The sequence below is a fragment of the Kitasatospora sp. MBT63 genome, from assembly GCF_000710465.2.
In the GTDB taxonomy this organism is placed as follows: domain Bacteria; phylum Actinomycetota; class Actinomycetes; order Streptomycetales; family Streptomycetaceae; genus Kitasatospora.
This window is the reverse complement of sequence record NZ_JAIZ01000081.1, coordinates 1-12949: the sequence shown is the minus strand read 5'-3', so window position 1 is coordinate 12949 and position 12949 is coordinate 1. Positions and strand designations below refer to the sequence as shown.

General features: G+C 73.4%; 12 protein-coding genes. 9 read left to right on the top strand and 3 right to left on the bottom strand.

The genetic code is table 11. The features are described 5' to 3' along the window. Positions 1-46 precede the first annotated feature (46 nt). Positions 47-454 carry an ATP-binding protein gene (locus AA75_RS49055; protein WP_051811893.1) on the bottom strand — a complete coding sequence of 136 codons (408 nt, stop codon included), beginning with the start codon at positions 452-454 and terminating at the stop codon, positions 47-49. A gap of 342 nt (positions 455-796) precedes the next feature. After that, positions 797-1369, bottom strand: a complete 573-nt coding sequence (locus tag AA75_RS05625) for a TetR/AcrR family transcriptional regulator (protein WP_033818640.1) — start codon at positions 1367-1369, stop codon at positions 797-799. Between the two features lie 260 nt (positions 1370-1629). Here AA75_RS05625 and AA75_RS05620 point away from each other — a divergent pair, with 260 nt between their 5' ends. The 8 genes from AA75_RS05620 (at position 1630) to AA75_RS05585 (ending at position 10620) form a co-directional block, all read left to right on the top strand. Then, the gene (locus AA75_RS05620) at positions 1630-2793 is read left to right on the top strand and encodes an agmatine deiminase family protein (RefSeq protein WP_033818639.1); all 1164 of its coding nucleotides are present in this window, start codon (positions 1630-1632) and stop codon (positions 2791-2793) included. Between the two features lie 77 nt (positions 2794-2870). Further along, a complete protein-coding gene (locus tag AA75_RS05615; RefSeq protein WP_033818638.1) occupies positions 2871-3881 on the top strand; it encodes an agmatine/peptidylarginine deiminase in 1011 nt (336 codons plus the stop codon). A 117-nt stretch (positions 3882-3998) separates the two neighbouring features. Further along, positions 3999-5690 carry an ABC transporter substrate-binding protein gene (locus AA75_RS05610; RefSeq protein WP_051811892.1) on the top strand — a complete coding sequence of 564 codons (1692 nt, stop codon included), beginning with the start codon at positions 3999-4001 and terminating at the stop codon, positions 5688-5690. After that, positions 5687-6646, top strand: coding sequence for an ABC transporter permease (locus AA75_RS05605; RefSeq protein WP_082526278.1), 960 nt, complete (start codon positions 5687-5689; stop codon positions 6644-6646). The genes AA75_RS05610 and AA75_RS05605 overlap by 4 nt, the downstream gene beginning before the upstream one ends. Then, the gene (locus tag AA75_RS05600; protein WP_033818637.1) at positions 6643-7497 is read left to right on the top strand and encodes an ABC transporter permease; all 855 of its coding nucleotides are present in this window, start codon (positions 6643-6645) and stop codon (positions 7495-7497) included. Before AA75_RS05605 ends, AA75_RS05600 begins: the two co-directional genes overlap by 4 nt. Further along, complete coding sequence (locus tag AA75_RS05595) at positions 7494-8474, top strand: ABC transporter ATP-binding protein (protein WP_033818636.1); 981 nt, start codon at positions 7494-7496, stop codon at positions 8472-8474. Before AA75_RS05600 ends, AA75_RS05595 begins: the two co-directional genes overlap by 4 nt. A gap of 49 nt (positions 8475-8523) precedes the next feature. Beyond that, on the top strand, positions 8524-9327 hold the full coding sequence (locus tag AA75_RS05590) for an ABC transporter ATP-binding protein (protein WP_033818635.1): 804 nt from the start codon (positions 8524-8526) through the stop codon (positions 9325-9327). A 114-nt stretch (positions 9328-9441) separates the two neighbouring features. Next, entirely contained in the window at positions 9442-10620 is a 1179-nt protein-coding gene (locus AA75_RS05585) for an agmatine deiminase family protein (protein WP_033818634.1), read from the top strand. Between the two features lie 19 nt (positions 10621-10639). On the opposite strand, the gene AA75_RS05580 is transcribed toward AA75_RS05585, so the two are convergent. Beyond that, on the bottom strand, positions 10640-11290 hold the full coding sequence (locus tag AA75_RS05580) for a TetR/AcrR family transcriptional regulator (RefSeq protein WP_149037962.1): 651 nt from the start codon (positions 11288-11290) through the stop codon (positions 10640-10642). A 348-nt stretch (positions 11291-11638) separates the two neighbouring features. Between AA75_RS05580 and AA75_RS05575 the strand changes: the two genes are divergently transcribed. Beyond that, positions 11639-12886: an agmatine/peptidylarginine deiminase gene (locus tag AA75_RS05575; protein ID WP_082526276.1), complete on the top strand. Its 1248-nt coding sequence runs from the start codon at positions 11639-11641 to the stop codon at positions 12884-12886. Positions 12887-12949 lie beyond the last annotated feature (63 nt).

Sequence of the window (12949 nt, the reverse complement as noted above, 5' to 3'; positions counted from 1 at the left end):
GGCCGGTCGGGAGGGGGCCGGGCGGGGGCCGGTCGGGCGGGAGCCGTCACGCGGCGGTTACGGAGGCCCAGACGGCCTTGCCGCAGGCGCCGAAGGGCGCGACGCCCCAGGCGTCGGCCAGCGCCTCGACCAGGGCCAGGCCGCGGCCGCCGGTCCGTACGGTGCTCTCCGGCAGCCGCTCGACCGGGGCGGGGGAGTGGTCGGCGACCACGATCAGCACCCGGCCGTCGCGGAGTTCCATCACCACCGAGGCGGCCGCGCCGTGCAGCACGGCGTTGGTCAGCAGCTCCGACAGCAGCAGACAGGGCGTGTCGGGGTCGGCCCCGGCGGCGGTCAAGGCGTCGCGCAGCAGCCGCCGCACGGCGCCCACCCCGGCGGGCGTGGCCGCCGGGCGGATGTCGAACCGGAATCCTGGCGGAGCCTCGACCGGCGGGTCGAGCAGGTGTGCAAGCATCGGAAGGGTGCTCCCAGTCTCCTGGACTTCGCCCTGCGGGTGAGGGCCGGCCCCGGCATCGCATCGAGGCGTCCGGTGACGGGGCGTCTTGCGTCGAGGCGATCGTGCGGGGTGCCCATGGACCCGGAGCGACGGTGCGGTCCGGCCTGCTCCGATGCCGTGGGACACGTGCCGGGCGGAGTACGACGGGGAGTGCGGTGTCGGAGGGTTGGGTTCATGGGGGTGTGGCGACCACTGTCGCATTGACTGAAAATTCAGTCAATAGCTCGGACAGGCCCCGGTCCGGGCGCTGCCGGACGGCCGCGGGGCCGGCCCACCGCGGGGTCGGCCCCACGGGCGGGGTCAGCGCGGGCGCAGCTCGGCGTCGATGGCGTCGCGCAGCAGCCGGCGGGCGTGGTCGAGCGGGAGGGAGCCGCTGAGCCAGCGGACGCTGAGGCCTTCGAGCAGGGAGGTGAGGCGTTCGGCCGAGGCTGCGTGGGCCGGCGCCGTCCCGGCGGGGTGGGCGCGGCCGAGCAGCTCGGCGATCTCGTGGACCCAGGTGTGGGTGGCCTTGGCGAGCTCCTCGCGCAGGTCCGGTTCGAAGACCGCGCTGGCCCTCAGTTCGCCCCAGGCGGTGCTGTTCTCCCGTACCTCGGCGGTGTCCTGGAGCTCCAGCAGCAGGACCTGTTCGAGTTCGGCCCGCGGGCTGTCGGACGGTGCGGCGGGGTCGCGTTCCGCGGTGTACCGGTCCGCGCGGTCGCTGATGAACTCCAGCGTCTGGCGCAGGATCCCGGCCCGGTCGGTGAAGTGGTAGTAGATCAGCGAGGTCGACACCCCCGCCTCGGCTGCCAGTTCTCCCACGCGTAGCCCGCGCACCCCACGCCGCGTGATGACGCGGGTGGCCGCTCTGAGTATCTCTGTTCGACGGTCCGACACGAGCGATCACTCTACCGGGTGGCAGGGCGTTGTGAAGCAGATTTCCTGATCGAATTCTCAGGATGGCTCCGACGGTGGGTGTCCGTTGATATCCCAGGTCAGTCGCGGGTGTTCGGATCGGGCCGGGGGTGTCCTGGGCTACGTGCGGCCCTCCTGGTGCCGGATGGGCCGGTTCAGGGGCGCGAGAGTATTGACTGAATTTTCAGTTGGGGGCAGGATGCGTGGCACACCACACCTCCCAGCACCCTCCAGGGAGTCCCATGAACACGCCAGCCCCATCCCGCCGAACCGTTCTCCGGCTCGGCGCCGCCGCGGTGCCCCTGGTCGCGCTCGGTGCCGGCCTGCCCGCGACCGCGCGGGCCGAGGCGGCCGGCCCGGCCGCCACCGCCCTGCGGATGCCGGCCGAGCACGACCGGCACGACCGCACCTTCATGGCCTGGCCGGCGCTCTCCTCCGTCTGGCGCGACCAACTCGGCGCCGTCCGGCGGGACATCGCGAACATCGCCCACGCCATCTCGCGCTACGAACCGGTCGTGCTGCTGGCCCGCCCCGCCCAGGCCGCCGACGCCCGCTACGCCTGCGGCCCGGGTGCGTACCACCCGATCGACGTGCTGGAGATCGCCAACGACGACCTGTGGATCCGCGACTTCGGCCCGACCTTCGTGGTCGGCCCCGGCGCCATCGCCGGCGTGGACACCAACTTCAACGGCTGGGGCAAGACCGGCACCCGGTACGCCCAGCCGTTCGCCAACGACGCCGAGGCCGCCGCGGCGCTGCTGGACCGGTACGGCATCGACCGGATCCGCGCCCCGTTCACCGGCGAGGGCGGCGCACTGGAGACCGACGGCCAGGGCACCCTGCTGGCCACCGAGAGCTCCCTGGTCAACGCCAACCGCAACCCGGGAGCCACCCGGGACCAGGTCGAGGCGGCCCTCAGGTCCTCGCTCGGGATCGACAAGGTGATCTGGATCCCGGGCCTGGCCGGCCAGGACATCACCGACGCGCACGTCGACTACCTGGCCCGCTTCACCGCTCCCGGCCAGGTCGTCCTCGACCGGCCCGCCCCCGGCGCGGACGCCAAGTGGGTCGCCGTCCACGAGCAGGCCCGGGACATCCTGCGCGGCGCCACCGACGCCCGTGGCCGCTCCCTCACCGTCACCGAACTGGCCTGCCCCGACCCGGGCCGGATCCGCGGCCGCGGCAAGGAGTTCCTGGCCAGCTACACCAACTTCTACGTCGTCAACGGTGCCGTCCTGGTACCGCAGTTCGGCCACCCCGAGGCGGACGCCGCCGCCTACGCGGTGCTCCGGGCCGCCTACCCCGGGCGCGACGTCGTCCAGCTCGACATCGACGCGGTCGCCGGCGGCGGCGGTGGCATCCACTGCGCCACCCAGTCGCAGCCCGCCGTGCCGCCCGCCGGCTGACCCGCGCCCCCCTCCACCCACCCCGCCCGCTCCACCCCCGTTGGCGCAACCCGCGCACACCCGCACAGGAGAACACCATGACCTTCCGCATGCCCGCCGAGTGGACCGAGCACGAGGGCTGCCTGATGGCCTGGCCCACCAGGGTCGAGCTGTGGGGCGAGACCTTCGAGGAGATCAAGCACGAGTACGCGCAGGTCGCCCGGGCGATCTCGGAGTTCGAGCCGGTGACCATGGTCGCCTGCCCCGGCCAGGGCGAGGAGGCCCGCGCCCTGTGCGGCGACGGCGTCGAGGTGGTGGAGCTGCCGCTGGACGACTCCTGGTTCCGCGACTCCGGCCCGATCTTCGTCCTCGGCCCGGACGGCGAGCGCGCCGGCGTCGACTTCCGGTTCAACGCCTGGGGCCGGAAGCACCACCCCTTCGACACCGACGACAAGATCGCCTCCGCCCTGCTGGAGCGGCTCGGCGTCGAGCGGATCGACTCCCGGATGATCCTGGAGGGCGGCGCGATCACCGTCGACGGCGAGGGCACGCTGATCACCACCGAGCAGTGCCTGCTCAACCCCAACCGGAACCCCGGGATGAGCAAGGCCGAGATCGAGGCCGAGCTGATCGCCAAGCTCGGCGTCACCACGGTGATCTGGCTGCCGTACGGCGGCCTGCTGGACACCGAGACCGACGGCCACGTCGACGGCGTCTGCGCCTTCGTCGCCCCCGGCAAGGTCGTGGTCCAGTTGCCCTCCGACCCCGCCCACCCCGACTACGAGCGGATGCGCGCCAACCGCGAGGTGCTGGCGGCCGCCGTCGACGCCCAGGGCCGCGAGCTGGAGATCCTGGACCTGCCGCAGAGTGCGTTCGTGCAGGTCAACGGCAAGGAGACCGAGGTGGGCTACCTCAACTTCTACATCGCCAACGGTGGCGTCGTCGTCCCGGTCGCCGACGTGCCCGAGGACGAGGGAGCCCTGGCCGTGCTCGCGGCCGCCCTGCCCGGCCGCAAGGTCGTCGGTGTCCGTTCCCGGGTGATCGCCTACGGCGGTGGCGGCGTCCACTGCATCACCCAGCAGGTGCCGGCCGCCCGACCCGCGGTGTGACCTTCCGCACCACCACCCGGTCCAGGACCACCCTTGCCGCGCCCCTGCGCCCCCACCGACCCGCAGGACGCTGACCACCTCCTCGCCACCCCCGTGAGCACGGAAGAGAGAACACCGATGACGGACCCCCAGGACGGGGCAAGAGCCCACAGAGCCCCGCACCGCCGTCCGGCCGCTCACCGGCCGACCGTCCGCCGGCTGGCCCTGCCCGCCGCCGCCCTCGCCGCCTTCACCCTGGTCGCGGCCTGCGCCGGACCGCCGAAGAGCGGCGGCGGCGCCGACGGCACCGGGTTCACCCTGTCCGCCGACACCCCGGCGGCCAAGGGCCCGATCGACTCCTTCACCTGGGCGCTGTACGCCGAGCCCCCCACGCTCGACTACATCTCGGCGTTCGACTACCCGCAGAACACCATCCTCTCCAACGTCTGCGAGAGCCTGATGCGGTGGACCCCGCAGCTGACGCTCGCCCCGGGGCTGGCCGAGAAGGCCACCAACCCGGACCCGACCACCTGGGTCTACGACCTGCGTCCCGGCGTCCACTTCCACGACGGCACCGTGATGACCGCCGACGACGTGGTGTACAGCCTCGGCCGCCAGATGAACCCCGACAACGCGGCGGCCTGGGCCCAGCAGTTCCAGAACGTCAGCACCATCACCAGGACCGGCCCGCTGCAGGTCACCGTCAAGCTCACCCAGCCCGACTCGCAGTTCAACCAGTACATGGCCACCGCGGCCGGTGCGGTGGCCTCGCAGGCCGGGGTGGAGGCGGCGGGCAAGGACTACGGCACCAGCGGCAGCCTGGACTGCACCGGCCCGTTCGAGCTCGGCGCCTGGAACAAGGGCCAGTCCATCGAACTGCGCCGCTTCGACGGCTACTGGGGCACCAAGGCCAAGTCCGCCAAGGCCGAGTTCCGCTTCCTCACCGACCCCTCGGCCCGGGTCAACGCCATGATCAGCGGCGAGGCGGACGGCGGCTACCTGATCCCCACCGAGAGCTACGACCGGCTGCGCAACAGCGGCGTCGGCACCCTGTCCTTCGGCGAGGGCCTCAGCACCGTCAACGTCAACGTCACCAACATGCAGGGCGTGCTCGGCGACGTCCGGGTCCGCCAGGCGCTGTCCCTGGCACTCGACCGCTCCGGTTTCGTCAAGGCCGGCCTCGGCGGCGCCGGCAGCGTCACCGGCTCCCTCACCACCCGCGCCGCCTGGGCGGGCGCACCCGAGGACGCCCGCAGGAGCGCCTTCGAAGGGCTCACCCCCACCACCCCCGACCTCGACCGGGCCAAGGCCCTGATCAAGGAGGCCGGGGCCACCGGCAAGACGATCACCGTCGCCACCAGCCCGATCGGCCAGGACGTCTCCCTGCTGGCCACCGCCGTCCAGGCGGCCGGGGCGAGCATCGGACTCGACGTCCAGCTGAAGACCATCGCGCCCAACGCCTTCACCTCGCTGTTCACCTCGGCCGAGGCACGCCAGGGCATCGACATGTTCCCCGAGACCTACTACGACTCCATCACCGACCCGCTCGACCTGCTGGCCAACTTCAAGACCGGCGCCTACCAGAACTTCGCCTCCTACAGCGACCCCGCCTACGACGACCTGGTCAAGCAGGCCACCAACGCCTCCGACCCGGCCCAGCGGTACGCCATCGAGGCCAGGCTCCAGCAGACCGCCTCCCGGCAGCTGCTCTGGATCCCGGTCGCCGAGTGGCCGACCGCGGTCTTCCTGAACAAGCGGATCACCGGCGCGCCCACCACGATCTCCTACATGTACTACCCGTGGGCCGCGGACGTGGGTGCGGCCCGGTGAGCTTCCTGAGATTCGCCGCACGCCGGCTGGCCGAGATGGCCGCCACCCTGTTCGGCGCCTCGTTCGTGATCTTCGGTGCGATGTACCTGGCACCGGGCAGCCCGGCCAGCTTCCTGCTCTCCGGCCGCTCCGCCTCCCCGGAGGCGCTGAAGGCGATCAACGCCCAGTACCACCTGGACGACCCGTTCCTGCTCCAGTACCTGCGCTGGACCGGCCAGATCCTGCACGGCGACTTCGGCCGCTCGATCACCTACCGCACCGACGTCTCCCGGCTGCTCGCCGACCGGCTGCCCGCCACCCTGCTGCTGGTCGCCATGGCCCTGGTGCTGGTGGTCGCGCTCGGCCTGCTGCTCGGCTGGATCGGCGCCGTCCGCGGCGGCGCCACCGACTCGACCATCCTGGTCACCACCACCTTCGCGCTCGGCACGCCCTCCTTCGTCGCGGCGGTCCTGCTCCAGGGCCTGTTCGCGGTCGAGCTCGGCTGGTTCCCGACCGGCGGCACCGGCGAGGGCTTCGGCGACCTGCTGTGGCACCTGACCCTGCCCGCCGTCGCCCTGGCCCTGTACCTGATCGGCATGCTCGCCCGGGTCACCCGCGCCGCGATGCTGGAGGTGCTCGGCCAGGAACACGTCACGGCGGCCCGCAGCCGCGGCGTCGCCCCGCACCAGGTGATCCGCCGGCACGTGTTCCGCAACGCCCTCGGCACCGTGCTCACCACCGGCGGCCTGATCGTCTCCACCCTGCTGGTCTGCACCGTCCTGGTGGAGTCCGCGTTCAGCGTCGGCGGCATCGGCCAGCTCCTCGAACTGTCCACCACCACCAAGGACTTCCCTACCGTGCAGGCCATCTCCCTGATCATGGTGGGGCTGTTCATGACGGTGAACCTGGTGGTCGACCTGCTGCACCCGCTGGTCGACCCCACGGTCACCCTCGGGGCGAGGAGGTCCCCCGCATGAGCACCACCGTCCTGCGCCGACCCGGCCTGGCCCGGATCCGCACCACCCGCGCACCGCTCCAGCGACTGTGCCTCGGCTTCGTCGCCCTGGTCGTGCTGGCCGCACTCCTCGCCCCCTGGCTCGCACCGTACGACCCCAACGGCGTGGACCTCGGCAACGCCCTCGCCGGGCCGTCCGCCGACCACCTGCTCGGCGTCGACGCCTCCGGCCGCGACACCCTGTCCCGGCTGCTCATCGGCGCCCGCACCTCCCTGCTCGGACCGCTCGGCGTGGTCGCCTTCTCCACCCTGGCCGGCGTCGCCGTCGGCGTCGCGGCCGCCTGGCGCGGCGGCTGGCTGGACTCCGTGCTCTCCCGCAGCACCGAGCTGGTCTTCGCCTTCCCCGGCATGCTGCTGGCGATCCTGATCGTCTCCGTGTACGGCGAGGGCCTGCTCGCCCCCGTCATCGCGCTCGCCATCGCCTACCTGCCGTACGTCAGCCGCCTCACCCGCTCCCTGGTGCTCGCCGAACGCCGCCGCAGTTACGTCGAGGCGTACCAGGTCCAGGGCCACTCCGGCCTGCAGATCTGCCTGCGCCACGTGATCCCGGGCATCGCGCCCGTCGTGCTCGCCCAGTCCACCGTCAACTTCGGCTACGCCCTGATCGACCTGGCCGGCCTCTCCTTCCTCGGCCTCGGCGTCCCCGCGCTGACACCCGACTGGGGCCGGATGGTCTTCGACGGCCAGTCCGCCATCCAGCACGGCTACCCGCTCTCGGCGGTGCTGCCCTGCGCCGCCATCGTGCTGACCGTCGTCGCCTTCAACGTCGTCGGCGAGCGCTGGGCCGACCAGGTCGCCAGGAGGGACCGATGACCACCCTCGACATCCAGGCGTACCGGCTGCGCCTGCCCGACACCGCCCGGCCCGTGCTGGCCGGCGTCGACCTCACCGTCGACGCCCGCGAGACCGTCGCCCTGGTCGGCGAGTCCGGCTCCGGCAAGAGCCTCACCTCGCGCAGCGTCCTCGGCCTGCTGCCGAAGGGCGCCGCCACCGAGGGCAGCGTCCGGGTCAACGGCGAGGACGTCCTCACCATGACCCCCGAGCAGCTGCGCCGGCTGCGCACCAACACCGCGGCGATGATCTTCCAGGACCCGCGGGCGGCCATCAACCCGCTCCGCCGGATCGGGGACTTCCTCACCGAGAGCGTGCGCCTGAACGCCGGCACCGGCGCGCAGGCGGCCACCGACCGGGCCGTGGAGATGCTGGAGGCGGTCGGCCTGACCGGCGCGGTCCTGCGGCGCTACCCGGGCCAGCTGTCCGGCGGCATGCTCCAGCGCGTCATGATCGCGGCCGCCCTGATGGGCGACCCGGCGCTGATCCTCGCCGACGAACCCACCACCGCCCTCGACGTCACCACCCAGGCGGAGGTCGTGGCCCTCCTCAGCGACCTGCGGGAACGCTTCGGCACCGGACTGCTGTTCGTCACCCACGACCTCGGCCTCGCCGCCGCGATCAGCGACCGGGTGTACGTGATGTACGCCGGACGGATCGCCGAGACCGGCCCGGCCGAAGCCCTCTTCGACCGCCCGCGCCACCCCTACACGGCGGCCCTGCTGAACTCGACCCCGCGGCTGGAGGCCCCGCAGGGCCGGCTCGCCGCCATCGAGGGCCGCCCGCCGGGGCTGCGGGAGGAACTGACCGGCTGCCCGTTCGCCGCCCGCTGCCCGCTGGCGACCTACCTGTGCGGCCAGCAGGCACCCGCCCTGCTGCCGGTGCCGGGCGAACCCGCCCGCCGGGTGGCCTGCCACCACAGCGACCGGACCGGCGAGGGGAGCCACGCCGATGCGTAGCACAGCCACCGGGAGCACCCCCGCGACCCGGCCGGAGGGAGAGCCGTCGATGAGGAAGACCGTCCTCGAGGTGCTGGGCCTGCACCGCTCGTACGGGAGCGTCCGGGCGGTGGACGACGTGACCTTCACCCTCGCCGAGGGCAGGTCGCTGGGCATCGTCGGCGAGTCCGGCTCGGGCAAGACCACCACCGCGCGGATCATCGTCGGCCTGGAGAGCGCCGACTCCGGCCGGGTCCTGGTCCACCGGCGGGACCGTACCGAACGGGGCCGGGGCCGGGGCCGGGCCCGGCGCCTGGCCCGGGCCCGCGAGGTGCAGATGGTCTTCCAGGACCCCTATCTCTCGCTGGACCCCCGGATGCCGGTCGGCACCGTCCTGCGGGAGACCCTGCGACTGCACTTCCCCGGCACCGACCACGAGCGGCGGATCACCGAGCTGCTCGACCAGGTCGGCCTCGGCAGCCGGGAGGCCGCCGCGCTGCCCCGGCAGCTGTCCGGAGGGCAGCGCCAGCGCGTCGCCATCGCCCGCGCGCTGGCGGTGGAGCCGGCCGTGCTCGTCCTGGACGAGGCGGTCGCCGCGCTCGACGTGTCGGTGCAGGCGCAGATCCTCAACCTGCTCTCCGACATCCGGACCGAGACCGGCATCGGCTACCTGTTCATCACCCACGACCTCGGTGTGGTGCGCTGCGTCACCGACGAGGTGGTGGTGATGCGGCAGGGGAAGATCGTGGAGTCCGGCCCGACCGCCGAGGTGCTGGCCCGGCCCCGCCACCCGTACACCCGGCTGCTGCTGGACTCCGTCCCCAGGCCCGGGTGGGACCCGCGGAGCATCGCCGCCGCGCGCCGGGCGCTGTGACCCGGCCCGGGCGGCCCGTCCCGGGGTGCGGGCCGCCCGGCAGGTGGGCCACCTGCCGCATACCATCGGGAATCACCCGAACCGTCCAGGTATGTGCACCTCCAGGGGGCCCGCATGAGCCGGCTCGACCTCACCCGCAGGACGCTGCTGCGCTCGGGCGCGGCCCTCGCGGCCGCGGCCCTGCTCGACGGCTGCGGATCGGCCACCACATCCGCGCCGTCCGACGGACCGTCGGTGGGCCCGGCGGGGCCCACCGGCACCCCCTCGCCCGCCCCGGCGTCCGCCTTCGCCATGCCGGCGGAGTGGCAGCCGCACACCCGGACCTTCATGGCCTGGCCGGCTCTGGAGGAGGTGTGGGGCGACCAGCTGGGCGCCGTCCGGCAGGACATCGCCCGGGTCGCCCAGGCGGTCGCCCGGTTCGAGCCGGTGGTCCTGATGGCGCGCCCGGACCAGGGTGCCGGGGCCCGGCAGCTGGCCGGCTCGGGGGTGGAGGTGATCGACCTCCAGGTGGACGACCTGTGGGCCCGCGACACCGGCCCGACCTTCGTCACCGGCGCGCCCGGCCTGGCCGGGGTGGACCTCAATTTCAACGGCTGGGGCAACAAGCAGACCCACGACGCGGACGGCCAGGTCGCCCGCGAGCTGCTCGACCGGTACGGGATCCGGCGCATCCAGGCGCCGCTGACCGCGGAGGGCGGGGCGCTGGAGGTGGACGGCGAGGGCACCCTGATGGCCACCGAGAGCTCGCTGGTCAACCCCAACCGCAACCCCGGCCGCAGCCGCGAGCAGATCGAGGCGGACCTCGAGGCGCTGCTCGGCGTCCAGCGGGTGATCTGGTTCCAGGGCGTCGCGGGCAAGGACATCACCGACTGCCACATCGACGCACTGGCCCGGTTCGCCGAGCCGGGCGTGGTGGTCCTGCACCGCCCCGGCCCGGACACCCCGCCGGACATCTGGTCCACCGCGTCCGACCAGGCGCTGCAGGTGCTGCAGGGCGCGACCGACGCCAAGGGCCGCACGCTGCGGATCGTCGAGCTGACCGAGCCCGACTTCTCGAGGATCACCGGTCGCGGCGACGACTTCCTGGCGACCTACCTCAATTACTACGTGGTCAACGGCGGGGTGATCATGGCGAAGTTCGGCGACCGGGCCGCCGACGACCGGGCCGCAGGGGTGCTCGCCGACCTGCACCCGGACCGGGAGGTCGTCCAGGTCCCGATCGACGCCATCGCCGCGGGCGGCGGCGGGATCCACTGCTCGACCCAGCAGCAGCCGGTGGCTGCCGCGACCTGACGTCGCTCCGGGCCCGGGCTCAGCCGTCGGCGCCGGCGGTGGCGGCCAGCCCGTGCATCAGCGCGCGCACCGCCGCGGCGCCGTCGACCTCCGGGTCCAGCGACTCGATGGCGGCCAGCCCGTCCACGGCCGCGGCGGCCGCCTCGCCGAGCGGGCGAGGGTCGAGCCCGCCGCCGCGCTCGTCCGCGAGCACCTGGAACAGGGCGACGAAGCAGGCCCGCCACCGGCGGTACTCCTCGGCCAGCCCGGCCCGCACCCGCTCGTCGTTGAGCGCGAACCAGTGCAGCGCCGAGTGCAGGCGCGACAGGTCGGCGCCCTCCGGCTGGGTCAGCAGGCCGATCACCCGCTCGGCCCGTTCGGCGAAGCCGCCCGGGGCGTCGACCGCCCGCTCCAGGGGGGAGATCCACTCCGGCCGGATGGACTCGATGACGGCCAGGATCAGGTCGGTCCGGTCCTGGAAGTGGTAGTGGCACATGCCGTGGGTCACCCCGCCCGCGGCGGCCACGTTGCGGGTGGTGAACGGGACGCTGCCGTCGCCCGCCAGCAGGGTCCGGGCCGCCGCGATCAGGCGGGCCCGGGTCTGCTCGCCCTTCGCGGACACGCGCGTGCGGCCGGCCGGCCGCTCCGCCGGGACGGGCAGGGATCGGGGGTCACTGGTACCTGTAGCCACCCGCGAACTGTAACGAGTCGGCCGGACCCGGTGGATCCCGTACGGAGAAACCGGCCGCGCCGACCGGGCCGCCGGGTCCGCGCGGGCCCGCCGACGGGTGCGGACCGGCCCGGCGGTCGGGTACGGACGAGCCTTCGGCGGCGGCCGCTCCGGCGCTCCCGCCCGGCCGCTGGAGTCCGTCCAGCCGCGGCTGACCAGGGACGATGCCGCGGCTCCGGGCGGCGCGCGCGACGCCGGAACGGTCCGGCACGGCCCTGCCCGAAGTATTGACCGAGCGCTTGGTCAGTTATAGCTTTCCCACCCATCGGCGGTCGGTTCCGCCGGTTCCCCCACGCGGAGGCTGAGCAGATGAACGAGCAGGTAGCAGCGGAGACTTCGACCGGCAGAGCCGAGATGCCGGTGCTGGGCCGGCGCCGGGTGCTGGCGGCGGCGGGACTGACCGCCGTCGGCGTGGTCTGGGCGGCGAACAGCGGCACCTCCCAGGTCGCCCGCGCCGACACCCCCGGCTGCGGCACTCCCACCCCCACGCCGACCCCCACTCCCACGGGCGGCACCGGCACCTTCCGGGTCCCGATCGACACCGTCCGGCACACCCGCACCTGGATGGCCTGGCCCGACTCGACGGCGATCTGGGGCAGCGGCGGCGGTCGCGGCGGCACCTCGCTCGCCGGGATCCAGGCCAACATCGCGCTGATCGCCAACACCATCGCCAAGTACGAGCCGGTCGTCATGTGCGCCAACCCGGCCAGCGCCGCGGCCGCGAAGAAGGCCTGCAATGCCGCCAACGTGACGGTGATCAGCTCCATCCCGGTGGACGACTGCTGGATGCGCGACTCCGGTCCGGTGTTCCGCACCGACGGCGCCGGCGGGCTGGACGCCATCGGCCTGAACTTCAACGGCTGGGGCAACAAGCAGACCCACGCCAAGGACGCCCAGGTCGCCAGGCTGGTCGCCGAGTACGCCGGTGTCGCCTTCACCCCGGCGGCCGGCTTCTGCGCCGAGGGCGGCGCGATCGAGGCCGACGGCGCCGGCACCCTGATGGCCACCCGCAGCAGCATCCTGGACCCCGCCCGCAACGGCGGCATGACCCAGGCCCAGGCCGAGGCCGCGATGTGCGCGGCCTACGGCGCGTCGAAGGTGATCTGGTTCGACGGCTACATCGACTCCGGCGACATCACCCGTGACCACGTGGACGCCACCAGCCGCTTCCTGGAGGTCGGCAAGGGGCTGGTCCAGCAGCCCAACACCAAGGACGTGAAGGACGGCTGGTACAACGACGAGGTCAACCAGTACAAGGTGCTGGCCGCCGCCACGGACGCCGCGGGCCACGCGTTCGCCGTCACCAAGATCGGCGGCCCGGACTACAACGTGATCCGGTCGACCAACGCCAACTTCGTCGGCTCCTACGCCAACTACTACGTCTGCAACGGCGCGGTCATCTCCGCCCAGTTCGGCGACGCCAAGGCCGACGCCGCCGCCAAGGCCACCCTGCAGAGCCTGTTCCCGGGCCGGGTGATCGAGCAGCTCAACATCGACTCCGTCGGCGCCGGCGGCGGCGGGATCCACTGCGTCACCCAGCCGCAGCCGGTCCCGTAGGCCGGACGGCGCGGGCCGGGCCGGAGCCCCGCGGCTCCCCCCGCCGGCCCGGCCCGCGCCACC

Coding starts and splice junctions, on each gene's coding strand:
- AA75_RS49055 (WP_051811893.1), bottom strand. CDS start 454: ATGCTTGCACACCTGCTCGACCCGCCGGTCGAGGCTCCGCCAGGATTC.
- AA75_RS05620 (WP_033818639.1), top strand. CDS start 1,630: ATGAACACGCCAGCCCCATCCCGCCGAACCGTTCTCCGGCTCGGCGCC.
- AA75_RS05615 (WP_033818638.1), top strand. CDS start 2,871: ATGACCTTCCGCATGCCCGCCGAGTGGACCGAGCACGAGGGCTGCCTG.
- AA75_RS05610 (WP_051811892.1), top strand. CDS start 3,999: ATGACGGACCCCCAGGACGGGGCAAGAGCCCACAGAGCCCCGCACCGC.
- AA75_RS05600 (WP_033818637.1), top strand. CDS start 6,643: ATGAGCACCACCGTCCTGCGCCGACCCGGCCTGGCCCGGATCCGCACC.
- AA75_RS05595 (WP_033818636.1), top strand. CDS start 7,494: ATGACCACCCTCGACATCCAGGCGTACCGGCTGCGCCTGCCCGACACC.
- AA75_RS05590 (WP_033818635.1), top strand. CDS start 8,524: ATGAGGAAGACCGTCCTCGAGGTGCTGGGCCTGCACCGCTCGTACGGG.
- AA75_RS05585 (WP_033818634.1), top strand. CDS start 9,442: ATGAGCCGGCTCGACCTCACCCGCAGGACGCTGCTGCGCTCGGGCGCG.
- AA75_RS05575 (WP_082526276.1), top strand. CDS start 11,639: ATGAACGAGCAGGTAGCAGCGGAGACTTCGACCGGCAGAGCCGAGATG.